The sequence below is a fragment of the Hymenobacter segetis genome (genome assembly GCF_038448715.1).
GTDB classification, from domain to species: domain Bacteria; phylum Bacteroidota; class Bacteroidia; order Cytophagales; family Hymenobacteraceae; genus Hymenobacter; species Hymenobacter segetis.
The window spans coordinates 103,663-117,982 of record NZ_JBCEVZ010000001.1 but is presented as its reverse complement, the minus strand read 5'-3'; the positions used below and the strand labels follow the sequence as shown (position 1 = coordinate 117,982).

Annotated in this window: 13 protein-coding genes; 8 read left to right on the top strand and 5 right to left on the bottom strand. The window is 65.1% G+C overall.

The window, feature by feature from the left end; genetic code table 11:
- Nucleotides 1-40 precede the first annotated feature (40 nt).
- Complete coding sequence (gene mnmC2 / locus AAFH49_RS00400) at nt 41-748, bottom strand: tRNA (5-methylaminomethyl-2-thiouridine)(34)-methyltransferase MnmC2 (RefSeq protein WP_342295136.1); 708 nt, start codon at nt 746-748, stop codon at nt 41-43.
- 21 nt (nt 749-769) lie between these two features.
- Here mnmC2 and AAFH49_RS00395 point away from each other — a divergent pair, with 21 nt between their 5' ends.
- The 4 genes from AAFH49_RS00395 (at nt 770) to AAFH49_RS00380 (ending at nt 4,097) form a co-directional block, all read left to right on the top strand.
- A complete protein-coding gene (locus AAFH49_RS00395; protein ID WP_342295135.1) occupies nt 770-1,195 on the top strand; it encodes a thioesterase family protein in 426 nt (141 codons plus the stop codon).
- A 350-nt stretch (nt 1,196-1,545) separates the two neighbouring features.
- A complete protein-coding gene (gene rlmN, locus AAFH49_RS00390; protein WP_342295133.1) occupies nt 1,546-2,625 on the top strand; it encodes a dual-specificity RNA methyltransferase RlmN in 1,080 nt (359 codons plus the stop codon).
- 179 nt (nt 2,626-2,804) lie between these two features.
- Nucleotides 2,805-3,425, top strand: coding sequence for a DUF3575 domain-containing protein (locus tag AAFH49_RS00385; RefSeq protein WP_342295131.1), 621 nt, complete (start codon nt 2,805-2,807; stop codon nt 3,423-3,425).
- Nucleotides 3,426-3,512: 87 nt separating this feature from the next.
- Nucleotides 3,513-4,097, top strand: coding sequence for a DUF3575 domain-containing protein (locus AAFH49_RS00380; RefSeq protein ID WP_342295129.1), 585 nt, complete (start codon nt 3,513-3,515; stop codon nt 4,095-4,097).
- Between the two features lie 94 nt (nt 4,098-4,191).
- On the opposite strand, the gene AAFH49_RS00375 is transcribed toward AAFH49_RS00380, so the two are convergent.
- Nucleotides 4,192-5,163: a YihY/virulence factor BrkB family protein gene (locus AAFH49_RS00375; RefSeq protein ID WP_342295127.1), complete on the bottom strand. Its 972-nt coding sequence runs from the start codon at nt 5,161-5,163 to the stop codon at nt 4,192-4,194.
- A gap of 108 nt (nt 5,164-5,271) precedes the next feature.
- Complete coding sequence (locus AAFH49_RS00370; protein WP_342295125.1) at nt 5,272-6,015, bottom strand: DUF3891 family protein; 744 nt, start codon at nt 6,013-6,015, stop codon at nt 5,272-5,274.
- 255 nt (nt 6,016-6,270) lie between these two features.
- Here AAFH49_RS00370 and AAFH49_RS00365 point away from each other — a divergent pair, with 255 nt between their 5' ends.
- The 4 genes from AAFH49_RS00365 to AAFH49_RS00350 all read left to right on the top strand — a co-directional run bounded on the left by AAFH49_RS00365 (nt 6,271) and on the right by AAFH49_RS00350 (nt 11,823).
- Nucleotides 6,271-6,981 carry a hypothetical protein gene (locus tag AAFH49_RS00365; RefSeq protein ID WP_342295123.1) on the top strand — a complete coding sequence of 237 codons (711 nt, stop codon included), beginning with the start codon at nt 6,271-6,273 and terminating at the stop codon, nt 6,979-6,981.
- Nucleotides 6,982-7,281: 300 nt separating this feature from the next.
- Nucleotides 7,282-9,015, top strand: a complete 1,734-nt coding sequence (locus AAFH49_RS00360; protein WP_342295121.1) for a hypothetical protein — start codon at nt 7,282-7,284, stop codon at nt 9,013-9,015.
- A 76-nt stretch (nt 9,016-9,091) separates the two neighbouring features.
- On the top strand, nt 9,092-10,903 hold the full coding sequence (locus AAFH49_RS00355) for a hypothetical protein (protein WP_342295119.1): 1,812 nt from the start codon (nt 9,092-9,094) through the stop codon (nt 10,901-10,903).
- Nucleotides 10,904-10,935: 32 nt separating this feature from the next.
- Nucleotides 10,936-11,823, top strand: a complete 888-nt coding sequence (locus tag AAFH49_RS00350) for an alpha/beta fold hydrolase (RefSeq protein ID WP_342295118.1) — start codon at nt 10,936-10,938, stop codon at nt 11,821-11,823.
- Between the two features lie 69 nt (nt 11,824-11,892).
- On the opposite strand, the gene AAFH49_RS00345 is transcribed toward AAFH49_RS00350, so the two are convergent.
- Both AAFH49_RS00345 and AAFH49_RS00340 read right to left on the bottom strand, forming a co-directional pair.
- Nucleotides 11,893-13,164, bottom strand: coding sequence for a sensor histidine kinase (locus tag AAFH49_RS00345; RefSeq protein WP_342295117.1), 1,272 nt, complete (start codon nt 13,162-13,164; stop codon nt 11,893-11,895).
- Between the two features lie 199 nt (nt 13,165-13,363).
- Nucleotides 13,364-14,041 (bottom strand): response regulator transcription factor, encoded by a 678-nt coding sequence (locus AAFH49_RS00340; protein ID WP_342295116.1) that lies wholly within the window; start codon nt 14,039-14,041, stop codon nt 13,364-13,366.
- Between the last annotated feature and the right edge of the window lie 279 nt (nt 14,042-14,320).

The window sequence follows — 14,320 nt, the reverse complement described above, 5'->3', positions numbered from 1 at the left end:
CTCTGCATGACGTGCAACTCACCCTTCCTACCCTCCTCCCCTACTCCTTCCACGCCCGCGTCATCTCGCGCTTGCCGGGGGGGCCGGGCAGCTTCTCCGTCAGCCAGCCGGCGGCGCGCAGGTTGCGCCGGAACTGGCCCTGGGCGCAGTAGCTCACCAGCACCGCGCCGGGCGCGGCGGTATAGTAGAGGTTATGAAAAATATCTTCTGTCCACAGCTCGGGCTGTTTTTCGGGAGCGAAGGCATCGAAGTAGATGAGGTCGTAATGATTAGCTGGCAGGGCAACGGCTTGAATGGGCTTCTGCACTTTGGCCAGTGAAAATTCCGGCGCTATCATAAGCGGCAAGCCCCAGGGCATGGTGTGCATTCGGGCAAATGCCGTAGCCAGCATCGGTTCATCTTGCCACTGCGAAGCCAGCACAGCGACGGTTTCGGCCGGCAGTGGATAGGTTTCAAAACCATCATAGGCCACAGCCGCGCCGGCCGCTTGTGCGGCTTCCAGCGTCAGCAGGGCGTTGAGGCCGGTGCCCAGGCCCACTTCGAGCAAGCGTAGCGGTTGCGCTTGGCCCATGCCTGCTTCTAACAGAGGACGTAGGCCCGCCTCGATAAATACATGCGCCGACTCCTGCCGCGCCCCGTGCTGCGAGTGGTAATGCTCGTTCAGGGCCGGCACAAAGAGCGTAGGCGAGCCGTCGGCCGTCACGCGCACTTCTACCTTTGGCTCGTCAGGGAATTCTTCCTTCTTCATTCCTAATTCTTCAGTGAAAAAATGCCCCGCGTAAAAGTAGCCCTGCCCGATACCTTCTCCTTCGCCACCGAAATCCCGGTCCGCATCACCGACCTCAACTACGGCGGGCATCTCGGCAACGATGCCCTGCTGGGCCTGCTGCACGAGGCGCGGGTGCATTTCCTGCGCTCCATCGGCCTGCCCAACGACTACGATGCCGTCACCAAGCTCGGCCTCATCATGGTGGATGTGGCCGTGGAATACAAGGCCGAGGCCTTCCACGGCGACGTGCTGCGCATCCAGATGGCCGGCAACGACCTCAATAAATATGGCTTCGACGTGGTCTACCACGTCCACAATCAGGCTGGCAAGGAAGTGGCCCGCGCCAAAACCGGTATGCTCTGCTTCGATTACAACCTGCGCAAGCTGCGGCCGCTGCCGCCGGAGCTGGCCGCGCAATTGCAGTAGCGCTACCGGGCGCCAGGCCCGTCGGATGCGCTACCGGCACCATCGGATGACTTGCGGCACCATCGGATAGCCTTCCGGGGCCATCGGACAGTCATCCGGAGCCATCGGATGACTTGCGGAGCCGTCGGACGAGCTACCGGGACCATCGGACGCCTTACCGGAGCCATCGGATGACTTGCGGGACCATCGGACGCCTTACCGGAGTCATCGGATGACTTGCGGGGCCATCGGATGGCTTGCGGGAATATCGGGCGAGTCACCGGGGCCGTTGAACGCGCAATGCCAAACAGCCGGAGGCAAACTCACCGCCCCCGGGAACCCATCGCCCTACTCGCTTGTATCTTTGCACTATGCTGCTAGAATTGCCCCTCGCCCCCATTGCTAAAAAGCGTGATATCCGCAAAACCTCGCCCGACGAGCTCAAGGCCTTTATGGTGGAGCACGGCGAGAAGCCCTTCCGTGCCAAGCAGGTAACCGAGTGGCTGTGGAAGAACACCGCTGCCACGTTTGAGGAGATGAACAACATCTCGGTGGCCACCCGCGAGCTGCTGGACCAGCACTTCGTCATCAACGGCGTGACGGTGCAGAACAAGCAGCTCAGCAACGACGGCACCATCAAATCGGCCTTTAAGCTCTACGATGGCAACATTGTGGAAGGCGTACTCATCCCGCACGATACGCGCATGACGGCCTGCATTTCGAGCCAGGTGGGCTGCTCGCTCACGTGTAAGTTTTGCGCCACGGGCTACATGGACCGCAAGCGCAACCTCGACGCGGCCGAGATTTACGACCAGGTGGTGCGCATTCGGGAGCAGTGCGAAAGCCAGTACGGCACGCCGCTCACCAACATCGTGTACATGGGCATGGGCGAGCCGCTGCTCAACTACGCCAACGTGGTGGAAAGCGTGCGCCGCATTACCGCGCCCGATGGCCTGAACATGGCCCCACGCCGCATCACCATCAGCACGGCCGGCATTGCCAAGATGATTAAAAAGCTGGCCGATGACGACGTGAAGGCCAACCTGGCCCTCTCGCTGCACGCCCCCACCGATGCCAAGCGCAACGAAATCATGCCCATCAACGAGGCCAACTCCTTGGCCGCGCTCAAGGAAGCCCTCCAGTATTACCACCAGAAAACCGGCCGCAAAGTCACGTATGAGTACATCGTATTCGACGGTTTCAACGACGGGCTGGACGATGCCGAGCACCTCCTCAAAATCTCGAAGTGGCTGCCCTGCAAAATCAACCTCATCGAGTACAACCCCATCGAAAACGCCGACTACCAGAACGCGGAGGCCGACAAAATCACCGCCTTCCACAAGTACCTGGCCGACCGCGGCGTGCAAACCAACATCCGCCGCTCGCGCGGCAAGGACATCGACGCGGCCTGCGGGCAACTGGCCGTGAAGGAGGAGAAGACGGCCGCGTAGGCTGCCGGCACTGCCTACCCCGCCACCCACAATAAATGCCCCGGCTCAGAAGTTGAGCCGGGGCATTTGCTTTTTCGCACTTGTGCAACCCTGCCGCAGCCGTCGGCATCATGTGCGCGCGGCCGTAGTTTTGTATCTCCTGTTTTCTTTCCTCCCTCATTTTCTTTCCTTCAAATCCCATGAAAAAAACCCTACTCCTGCCCGCCCTGCTGCTCATGGCCGGGGCCGCCCACGCCCAGGATAACGCCGTGAAGGTTGACATCTTTCAGCCCATCATCAACACCCTGGCCCTGTCGTTCGAGCACAAGCTCAGCGAGTCGAGCAGCGTGCAGGTGGGCCTGTCGGGCACTTTTGGCTATCAGGAAGATGGCAACTACAGCTTCAACCCGAACGGCTATTACGACGGGCGCAGCACCTCGGGCTTCGCCATCACGCCGGAGTACCGCCTCTACCTCTCCGAGAAGCACCCGGCGCTGGAGGGCTTCTACGTGGCCCCCTACCTGCGCTACCAGTACTTGAGCCAGACCGGCACCAGCTACATCGCCAACAACAACGGCGGCGGCTACAACCAGAAGTATGAATCCTCGCTTTCGGCCTTCGGGCTGGGCGTGGTGGTGGGCCGGCACTGGATTTTCAAAAAGCGCTTTTCGCTGGATATTTTCACCGGCCCCGGCTACACGTTCACCAGCACCTCGTCGAACCAGCCGGGCTACACGCCCCGGAAGGGCGATTTTGTGGGCTACCTCAACAACAACAGCTACGATTTCCGGGGCGGAGCCACCTTCGGCATTGCTTTTTAATTCGGCCTTGCCTTTTAAGTAGTGACTATTCGAATGCAGCAGTATACCTTTGTCGGATACCGTTTTTCCACTTTTTTCTACAATTGCATGAGAAAGCTACTACTTGCATCCGGCCTGCTCCTGGCAGCCGGCTCGGCTTCGGCCCAAACCAACAACATCAAAGTGAACATCCTGAGCCCCATCGTGAAAACGGGCTCGTTCTTCTTTGAGCACAAGCTGAACCCCAACAGCAGCATTCAGCTGGGGGCCCTGTTCACGAACTGGAGCATTAATGACACGAAAATTACGGGCTTCGCCATCACGCCGGAGTACCGCTTCTACCTGTCGGAAAGCAAAGAGGCCATGCAGGGCTTCTACGTAGCGCCTTTCCTGCGCTACCAGAACCTGACGCTGAAAGACACCCACGACAGCTACGTGTACACGGGCAGCGGCAGCGGCACCTACCAATCGCAAACCGACGAAGCGTCGCTCGACACGTTCGGGGGCGGGGTGCTTATCGGCCACCAGTGGATTTTCAAGCAGCGCTTCTCGCTCGATACGTTCCTGGGCCCGTCGTACAACGGCGGCTCGGTGACTTACAAGAGCAACGGCTCCAACACGGGCACGCTCGATGCCGGCACCTTCAAGGGCTTCGGCATTCGCACGGGCATCACGTTCGGCATCGCGTTCTAAGAACACACTGCGGGGTTCACGCCCGAAAGTTGAAAAGCCCGTCCGGCATAGCTGGGCGGGCTTTTTTGTGGCTTGGCGACAGCGGCAGGGGCGCTCAGGACTTCCACTTGCCGGTGCTGCGGGGGCGGCCGGTGGCCCGTTCCTCGTCCGACTCGCCGGGGGCCACTTCCTCCAGGCGCACGCGCACGGCGTGGGCTTTGGGCTGCACTTTCTGGCCGAAGGCATCGGCAAACTCCTGGGTGAACTCGGCCCCAAAGAAGATGATGAGCGACGAATAATTGACCCACAGCAGCAGCACGATGGCCGAGCCCGCCGCCCCGAAAGCCGAGCCGGGGTCGGACTTGGCGATGTAGAAGGCGATGAGAAACTTACCAATCACGAACAACAGCGCCGTGATGAAGGCCCCCACGCCCACGTCGCGCCAGCGGATGATGGCATCGGGCAGGAAGCGGTAGATGAGCGCAAACAGCAGCGTGGTGATGCCCAGCGAGAGCGTAAAATCGACCAGCTTGATGGCAATGACCCCGGCTTCGGGAATCTGGCGCGACAGCCAGCCGGTGAAGGCGCTGAGCACGGCGCTCACCACGAAGGAGATGAGCAGCAGCAGGGCCACGCTCAGAATCAGCCCAAACGAGAGGAACCGCTGCTTGAGAAACGCCCCGATGCCGATGCCGGTGGTTTTCACCTTCAGGTTCCAGATGTCGTTGATGCTTTCCTGGAGGGTGACGAAGAAGGTGGTGGCCGCGAACACCAGCGTGCCCACCCCGATGGCCGTGGCCACCGGCCCGCGCTGCTGCAGGGTGAACTTGGCAATGCTGTCCTGCAGGAATTTGGCCGAATCCGGCCCCACCAGGCCCTTCAGCTGCCCGTATATCTGGCCCGTGAGGGCCTCGCCGCCATACGCGGCGCTGGCCACGGTGATGACGATGAGCAGCAGCGGCGGCAGGGAGAAAATGGTGTAGTACGACAGCGCCGCCGCGTGCCGGAAGGAGTTGTTGTTGCTGAACTCGCCCGCCGAGGATTTGAGGACGGCGAGAACATCAGAAAACTTGTAGTGCGTAGCCATGCAGAACTGGAAAGGGGAATGCCGAAAAGCGGGAGTGCGCTTGCTAGTACGGCCGGGCCGGGCCAGCGTTGGCGCGGCGGGGACCGTAGCGCCAACTTTTAGTCCGCGCTACGGGCACGCCAGCGTCCAGCGCAGCGTCTCGACCGGGGCGGCGCGCAGGGCGGCGGCCAGCTCGGCATCGTCTTTATATTGAAGCTGGGTGAGCACGCTGGCCTCCACGCTCACTTCGATTTCCTTGGCCTGAAACGGCCAGGGGGTGATGATGACCGGGCCGCCGGGGCCGGCGGGCTGGGCCAGGGTGTGGGTGGTGCCGTCCGGCCCGCGATGGATTTCGACGGCGCGGCCCATTTCCGGGATTTCGTGGCGGCAGAGGATGAGGGAGAGGCGGTCGCACCAGTGCAGCAGGGCGTAGGCCTGGGCGGCTTCTTTGCGAGAAGCCTTGAGTTCTTTTTGCCACTGCTGCTGGCGGGCTTTGAGGTCATCGAGAAAGCCGTCGATTTCCTTGCGCTGGCCGCGCAGGTGTTCGTAGAGGCAGCTTAGGTGCAGGCTGGTGAGGAGGCTGCGCCAGCGCCCCTGGAAGCGGGCGGCGGCCAGCACGCCGGCGGCCTGCTCCATCGAGAATGCTTTTTGGGTGAAGTTGGCGGGGGCACCGGCGGCGGTGAGGCCGTGGTGGCCGCCGTGGCCGCGCCAGGCGGCCTGCTCGTCGTCGTGCTGCGCGATGGCGGCCAGCAGGCCCACCCACTTATCGGGCGGCAGCGTGGGCGGCCAGTGCCAGGCGAGCTGCGCGGCCAGCAGGGCGTGGGCCTGCTGGTAGATGATTTGCCAGCCGGCGGGCGTGGAGTTGACTATCATGGGGAAGAGGGCGAAAGAGGAATGGAAAGGGAGAAGTGGGGGCGGATTGGGACGATGCAAAACCGTCATGCTGAGCGGAGCGCAGCGGAGTCGAAGCATCTCTACCGCAGCAGTAAACAGATTAGTTGCGCGGTAGAGATGCTTCGACTCCGCTGCGCTCCGCTCAGCATGACGTTCCGGGGGTAGGCTAACTGTTATTTTCCCCTACCTTGGCCCCACAAATTCCTTTTTCATCATCTTTTCTCCCAACTTCGGATGACCCACAAAACCTACTTCCACAATTTCTTCATCCCCCTGTGCGCCGCCCTGAGCGACGACGAGTTTCTGGCCTTCGCCGATACCGTGCTGGCCAACCTGAACCGCGATGCCGCCGCCCACGCCGACGATATTGCCTACCTCGCGCCCCTGGTGGAGGGCCTGCGCACCGCCCACGGGCAGCGCGGCGAGCAGGGCAAGTCGGCCACGGCGGCCACGCTGCGCACGGCCGTGAAAAACTTTCTGGCCTGGGCCAAGCTCACCAACACCACCAAGGTGTTTCCGGCGTTCCCGGACCGCAACCAGGCCGAGCGCATCGATATTTTTCCCGGCGGCATGGATGCGTTGTATCAGGCCGATTACACCAACATTCTGAAGCGCGCCAGGTACTACCTCGACCGCATTGGCACCACCTATAGCAACCAAACCAAGGTGGACACCAAAGAAGCCGAAACCCAGTTCAAGCTGTTGAGAGATGCGCTGGAAGGCCGCGTCACCGACCACGCCACCCGCCAGGAAGGCAGCGCCGCCGTCGATGCCGAAGAGCTCAAGGTGTGCCTCGGCCTCTACCGCGCCTACACCGGGCGGCTGCACGAGTACTTCGAAAACCCTGAGGTGGCCTACAGCTTCTTCCCCTTCCCCAACACCGTGGGGGCGGCGGCCGATGGCAACCTGCCCGCATTGCCCGCCCCAGCCCATCCGGCCAGCTAAATTGCACAGGAACGAGAAAACATTCTCTGTTTTGTAGTCCGGCCGAGTCCGGACCCCTCGGCAGAGCTCTGCCCGATGCCCCGGCCACGACCGGAGTGCCGGGCAGAGCTCTTTTTAGGGGTCCGGGCGCGGCCGGAGGGCTTGGCAGAGCTCTGCCGAGGCGGCCGGCCGCGCCCGGACCCCTAAAAAGAGCTCTGCCGAGGGGTCCGGGCTGGCCTGTACCCCTCGGCAGAGCTCTGCCAAGCCCCCACCCGCCGGGCTACCTTTGAAAAAATTCCACCTTCCTTTCCACGCTTGTTTATGAAAACCTTTACCCTGCGCCTGCGGGCGCTGTTGTTTCTATTGCTGCTGGCTGGGCCGGCCTGGGCGCAGCAGCCCACCTGGCAGTGGGCCAGCCAGGGCGTGGCCTCCGCCAATGCCACGTCTTATGCCACGGCCATGGTGGCCGATGCCGGCGGCAATACGATAGTAGGCGGCTCCTTCACGGGCACGCTCACGCTGGGCACCACCACGCTGGTCAGTGCGGGCCGCTACGATGTGTTCGTGGCCCGGCTCAGTCCGACCGGCCAATGGACGCAGGCCGTGCGGGCCGGCGGGCCCGATGACGACAGCATCACGGGCCTGGCCGTGGACGCCACGGGCACGGTCACCATCATCGGCCATTTCACCAACTACGGCGTGGGCCAGCCACTGGCTTCCGCCACCTTCGGCTCCACCGTGCTCACCGGCGGCGGGGGCTTCGTCGATGCCTTTGTGGCGCGCCTCAGCCCGGCGGGTGCCTGGACGCAGGCCCTGCGCCTGGGCACCGGGGGCATCATCCAGGCGCAGGCTCTGGCCCTGGATGGCCAGGGCCAGGCCGTGGTGGCCGGCACTTTTACCAATGTGCTGACCATTGGCACCACCACCCTCACGTCCGGCAGTTCGCAGGACGTTTTCGTGGCCCGGCTCAGCGCGGCGGGCCAGTGGACGCAGGCCGTGCAGGCGGGGGGTGCCGCGCCCACCAACAACACGTCGGTGGGGGCCGTGGCCGTGGATGCCGCCAATGGCATCGTGGTCACGGGCTGGTTCTACGGCAACATGCGCATCGAGGCCCCGAATCCATTTATCCTCGTCAATGCGGGTACGGGCGGGGCCGATGTGTTTGTGGCCCGCCTGAACGCCGCCGGGCAGTGGACCCAGGCCGTCCGGGCTGGTGGCCCGACCAGCGACCAGGGCCAGGCCCTGGCCCTGGATGCGGCCGGCAACGTGGTGGTGGCCGGCATCATCACCACCACCGCCCCGGGCGGCACGGTCGGCATCGGGAGCACCACGCTCACCGGGGCCGGCGGGTCCGATGTGTTTGTGGCCCGCCTCAGCCCCACGGGGCAATGGTTCCAGGCCGTGCAGGCCGGCGGCCCCGGCAGCGATGTGCCCCGGTCTGTGGCGGTAGATGCGGCCGGCACTGCCACGGTGGTCGGCTATTTCGGCCTCGACTCGACCCCCACTCCCCCGCCGATGGGCCACCCCATCAGCTTTGGCAATACGACCCTGGCCAGTGCCGGGCGGCAGGATTTGTTCGTGGCCCGGCTCAGTACGGCCGGCCAGTGGACGCAGGCCGTGGCGGCCGGCGGCCAGCTCGATGACTATGCCCTGGCCACCACCCTGGCCCCGAACGGCGACGTGACGGTGGCCGGGGCCATCACCGGCGCGGCCCGTTTTGCCCCCCTCACCCTGAGCGGAAATTCCCCCAACTCGTCGGCCTTCGTGGCCCGCCTCGCGGGCCTGGCCACCGCCACCCGCGCCGCCCTGCCGGCCGAAATCTTTACCCTGGCCCCCAACCCTACCGGGCACGGCCCTGCCCAGGTGCGCCTGGCCTGGCCCGAGGCCACCGCCGCCCCGCGCCCCGTGCTGCTGCTCGATAACTTGGGCCGCACGGTGCGCCGCCAGGAGTTGCCCGCCCGCGCCACCACCGCCACGCTCGATGTGCAGGGCCTCGTGCCCGGCCTCTACCTCGTGCGCTGCGGCACGGCCACCAGCCGGCTGGTGGTGGAGTAATCTTTTCAGGTGAATAGCACGCCGGTTGATGAACCGCCGGTTCGCGCCTTCTTTAACCCGATAACATTCCTTTCCAATGATGCTACCTTTTACCCTCCGCCTGCGGGCGCTGTGGCTGCTGCTGTTGCTGGCCGGCACGGCCCGGGCGCAGCAGCCCAACTGGCAATGGGTCAGCCAGGCCAACCAGAGCAATGTCAGCTCCCTGGAGCCCATCGTGGCCAAAACCGTGGTGGAGGCCAACGGCACCACCGTGGTGGCGGGCACCTTTCGGGGCACGCTCACGCTGGGCCCGTTCACCCTGACCGGTGCGGGCACCACGCTGGGCAGCGACGTATTTGTGGCCCGCCTGAGCCCCGCCGGCCAGTGGGTGCAGGCCGTGAGCGGCGGCGGCCCCTCGGGCGATGTGCTGCTGGACATGGGCGTGGACGCGGCCGGCACGGTGACCGTGGCGGGCTACCTGCCGCGGGCCACGAACAACACCGTCGCCATCTCCGAACCGTCCACCTTTGGCAGCATCACGCTTACCTCGGTGGGCCGGCAGGACGGCTTCGTGGCCCGCCTGAACGCCGCCGGGCAGTGGACGCAGGCCTTCCTGCTGCCGGGCAGCGACTACTGCCGGCCCAGTGCCCTGGCCGTGGATGCCGCCGGCAACGCCGTGCTGGCGGGCAGCTTCTACAAGCTGGGCCTCACGCCCACCCCCCGCGCCACCATCACCATCGGGGGCACCACCCTCACCGGCCTGCCCAACTTCACGGCCATCAACGGCACGGTGCGCTCCTGCCCCACCGTTTTTGTGGCCCGCCTCAGTGCCGCCGGCCAGTGGTCGCAGGCCCTGTTGGGCATCGGCACCGGCACCGTGGAAGGGGCCGATGTGCAGGCCCTCCGCCTCATGCCCACCGGCGAGGCCGTGCTCACCGGCGGCTTTTTCGGGCTGATGCAGTTTGGGCAAACCCCGCTGCTGGCCAGCGCCGGCACCAGCAATGTGTACGTGGCCCGCCTCAGCCCCACGGGCCAGTGGACGCAGGCCGTGCAGGCCAGCGGCCAGGGCACCGATGCCGGGATGGCCCTGGCCCTGGACGCGGCGGGCAACGCCTACGTGGGCGGCCGCTTCGGCGGCTGGTTGGCCCCCACGGCCACGTTTGGCAGCACCGTGCTCACCTCGCCGGGGGGCACCGACGGGTTTGTGGCTAAGCTCAGCCCCGCCGGCCTCTGGACGCAGGCCACCCGCCTGGGGGGGGCCGGCGATGACATCGTGACGGCCCTGGCCCTGGACGGCACCGGCAGCCTGGTGATGGCGGGCACATTTGGCGCGGCCAGTACGAGCGGCTCCGTCGGGGGCAGCTCCGCCAGCTTCGGCAGCACCACGCTGTACAGCGCCGGGGGCGCAGATGTGTTTGTGGGGCGGCTCGACGCGGCCGGGCAGTGGCTGATGGCGGCGCAGGCTGGCGGCCCCAACGAAGACCAGGCCACCAGCCTGGCCCTGGAACCCAACGGCAATGCCACCATCGGGGGCCAGTTCAATGGCTCGGCCCGCTTTGGCCAGCTGGCCCTCAGCACCGGCAACAAGGCCGGCTACGTGGCCCGCGTCAGCAACTTATCCCTGGCCGCCCGCGCCGCCCGGCCGGCCGAAGTCTTCACCCTGGCCCCCAACCCTGCCGGGCACGGCCCTACCGGGCAGGGCCCCGCCACCGCCCAGGTGCGCCTGAGCTGTCCCGAAGCAACGGCTACTCCTCGCCCCTTGCTCCTGCTCGATAACTTGGGCCGCACGGTGCGCCGCCAGGAGCTGCCCGCCCGCGCCACCACCGCCACGCTCGATGTGCAGGGCCTCGTGCCCGGCCTCTACCTCGTGCGCTGCGGCACGGCCACCAGCCGGCTGGTTGTCGAGTAAAACCACCCGGCCCGGCGGCCGTACTTTCGGCCATGCCTGAGTACCCCGCCGTCGGCCCCACCCCGCTCACTGTCCTGTTGCCCGACGGCCGTACGCTGGGCCTCACCCGCTACGGCAGCCCCGCGCACCGGGCGGTGGTGTTTCACCACGGCTTCGGCTCCTCGGGGCTGGAATTGCCGGCTGATGCGGCTCTGCTGGCCCGGTTGCAGCTCCAGATTCTGGCCCCCGACCGGCCCGGCGTGGGCCGGTCCAGCGTGTACCGGCCCCTCACGTTTCCTTCCTTTGCCGATGACGTGGTGGCCATGCTCGATGCGCTGGAAATACGCGGGCCGGTGGGCGTGATGGGCTGGTCCGTGGGCGGGGTGCACGCGCTGGCGCTGGCGGCCCGGCATCCGGAGCGGGTGGCGGCCGGGCAGCTGCTCAGCACCTGCCTACCGCTGGGCGAGCGGGCCGCCTACCGGCACCTTTCTCCCCTCTGGAAGGCCCTGCGCTGGGGCCAAATCGGCTTCCCCTGGCTGAACCGGACCACCTTCCTCTGGCTCAGCCAGCAATGGCAACGCCACCCCGACCGCACGATTGACTGGTTTATCCGAGGCATGCGCCCGGCCGAGGCCCGCGTCACGGACCGGCACCGCGCCCTGCTGCGCGATGCGGCGGTGGCCGGCTTCGCCAACCACGGCCGGGGCGTGTATGATGACGCGCAAGCCTGGTGCCGCCCGCCCGGCTTCCGCATCGAGGACGTGCGTGCCCCCATGCGCCTCTGGCACGGCCAGGCCGACGGCGTGTGGGGGCCGGGCAATATTCCCTATCTGGCCGAGCGACTGGGCGGCGCCCCCCTGCACCTGCTGCCGGGCCAGGGCCACATGCTGTATCTGGAAAACTGGGAGGCAATATTGGAGGAGATGAGCGGGCTGCTGTAGCGCGGACTTTGTAGCCCGCGCCGCTGCGCCGCTTGGGTTTCCGCGGGCACGCGGACTACAAAGTCCGCGCTACATCCGCACCCGCATCTGGTGCCGGCCCGGCTCCTCATAATGGTAGCTCAGCAAAAACCCGCTGGTCTCGCAAATCTGGCGGGCAATGGCCAGGCCCAGGCCCACGCTGCCGGGCGGGCGCTCCGGGCCGGGGCGGAAGCGCACGAAGAGCTGGTCGGCGGGCAGGGCGCGGGGGCGGCCAGTATTTTCCACCGTCAATAGTTCCGGCGTAAGCACCACACGCACTTCCCCGCCGGGCACGTTGTGCCGGATGGCGTTGCTGAGCAGGTTGCTCACCAGAATATCAATCAGCGAGCGGTTGGCGGCCACCGGTAGCGTGGGCACCAAGTCAGTGGCGAGGATGAGGCCGGCCCCGGCCAGCTGTTCGCGCAGCTGCCCCAGCTGGGCGCGGATGGCGGCGGCCAGGTCCACGGTTTCGGTGGGGAAGAATAGCTGCTGGTCGAGGTGCGCCAGCAGCAGCAGGCTCCGGCTGAGGTGGGTGAGGCGCTGCGTCACGTCCAGCAGCGGCTCGATGTGGCCGGCCTGCTCCTCCGTGAGGCCGGGGGCCTGCACCAGCATATCGAGCTTGGTGCGGAGGATGGCCAGGGGCGTTTGCAGTTCGTGGGCCGCGTTTTCGGTAAACTCCTTCTGGCGGTGGTAGATGCGCTGGTTGCGGCTCAGCACCCGCCCGATGGCCGCGTTCAGCGCCTTGAACTCGGGGATGCGCGTGGGCGCGAGGTGCACCGGCTCGGGCTGGTCGAGCTTGTAGCGCTGCAGCTCGCCCAGCGTTTGGTAAAACGGAGCCCACAGCCGCCGCGCCAGCACGTGCTGCAGCACCAGCAGCCCCACCAGCAGCGCCCCAAACAGCAGCGCCCCCGCCTGCCCGATACGCGCCAGCAGCTCCTGGCTATCGAGCATGGTGGTGCGCAATTCCAATCGGTAGGGGCGCCCCTGAAACATCACCGGCGCGGCCAGCTGTCGGTACGGCACCGTTTTCTTCACCAGCTGATTGTACATCATCCGCACGCTGAAGGCAGCCGGCGGCCCGGGCGCGGCCAGCGGCACAAATTCCACGTTGTGGTCGAGCCGGTGCCAGAATTCCAAATCAGCGGGCGAGCGCAGGTAGAGGCGCAGGTCGTTATCCACACGCAGCTTGCGCCGGCTCAGGGTCCGGTCCACGTAGCCGTAGTAGATTTTGCGGATGAAGTGGAAGTACACGAACGTTCCCGCCGCCGCCACCACGCTGGCATAAATCAGAAAAATGACGGTGGTGCGGGCCAGCAGCTTCATGAGGAGCATTGAACATCAAACTCCCCTCCTCAGACGAGGAGAGGATGTTCGAGCCAAGGGCTCGAACGGGGGTAGTTTGATTCGTTGAACGACACCCGAACGAACCAGGCGCGAGTCGTTCAACGAATCAAACCACCCCAATTTTAGCTGCGCTAAAATATCCCCTCCTTATCCAAGGAGGGGAGTTGTCGTGCTTTCATCAGTTTGGCTCAAACCGATACCCCAGCCCGTACACCATCCGAATGTAGTTCGGCGCGCCCGCCTCCGTCAGCTTGCGCTTGAGGTTTTTGACGTGGGCGTACACGTTTTCAAACGTATCGAACTGCTCGGCTGCGTCGCCGGAAAGATGCTCGGCAATGGCCCCTTTGGTGATGACGCGGCCCTGATTCGCCAGCAGCAGCAGCAGCAGGTCGAACTCGGTGCGCGTCAACGTCAGCGCCTTGCCGGCCACGGCGGCGCGGCGGGCGGGCACGTCCACGGCCAGCTCGCCGGCTTGCAATAAGTTCGTTCCCTGGTAGTGGCGGCGGCGCACCAGCGCGGCAATGCGGGCGCTGAGCTCGGGCAGGTAGAAGGGCTTAGGCAGGTAGTCGTCGGCCCCCAGCTCTAGGCCGGTGATGCGGTCGTCGACCCCGGCGCGGGCGCTGGTGATGATGACGCCGGCCGCCTTGTGGTGACGCTGCAGCTCGCGGAGCAGGTCGAGGCCGTCGCCGCCGGGCAGGGTGAGGTCGAGCACGATGCACTCGTAGTCGTGGAGCAGCATTTTTTCCTGCGCCTGGGCGTAGGTGGTGGCCACTTCGCACACGTAGTGCTGGGCTTGCAGGTAGCTCACCACGCTGGCCAGCAGGGCCGGTTCGTCTTCGACGAGAAGCAGTTTCATGGGAATAGATGGGAATGAGGGGCAAGGTAGCGCCGTTCGGGAGTCGATGAATCTATAAAGGCTGTCATCCTGAGCGCAGCGAAGGACCTTATCACATTTGAGCAAATCATGCCAGCGTGATAAGGTCCTTCGCTGCGCTCAGGATGACAAGCTTTCGCCTCAGCTTAAAAATCAAATAAGTAAGCACTCCCTCACTTATTTTTCACAAAACGCCAAATCTTCCAAATGTATTCTAAATCGCCTCGCTACTTCGCTTCATCAATTGCGAATCCATTCCCT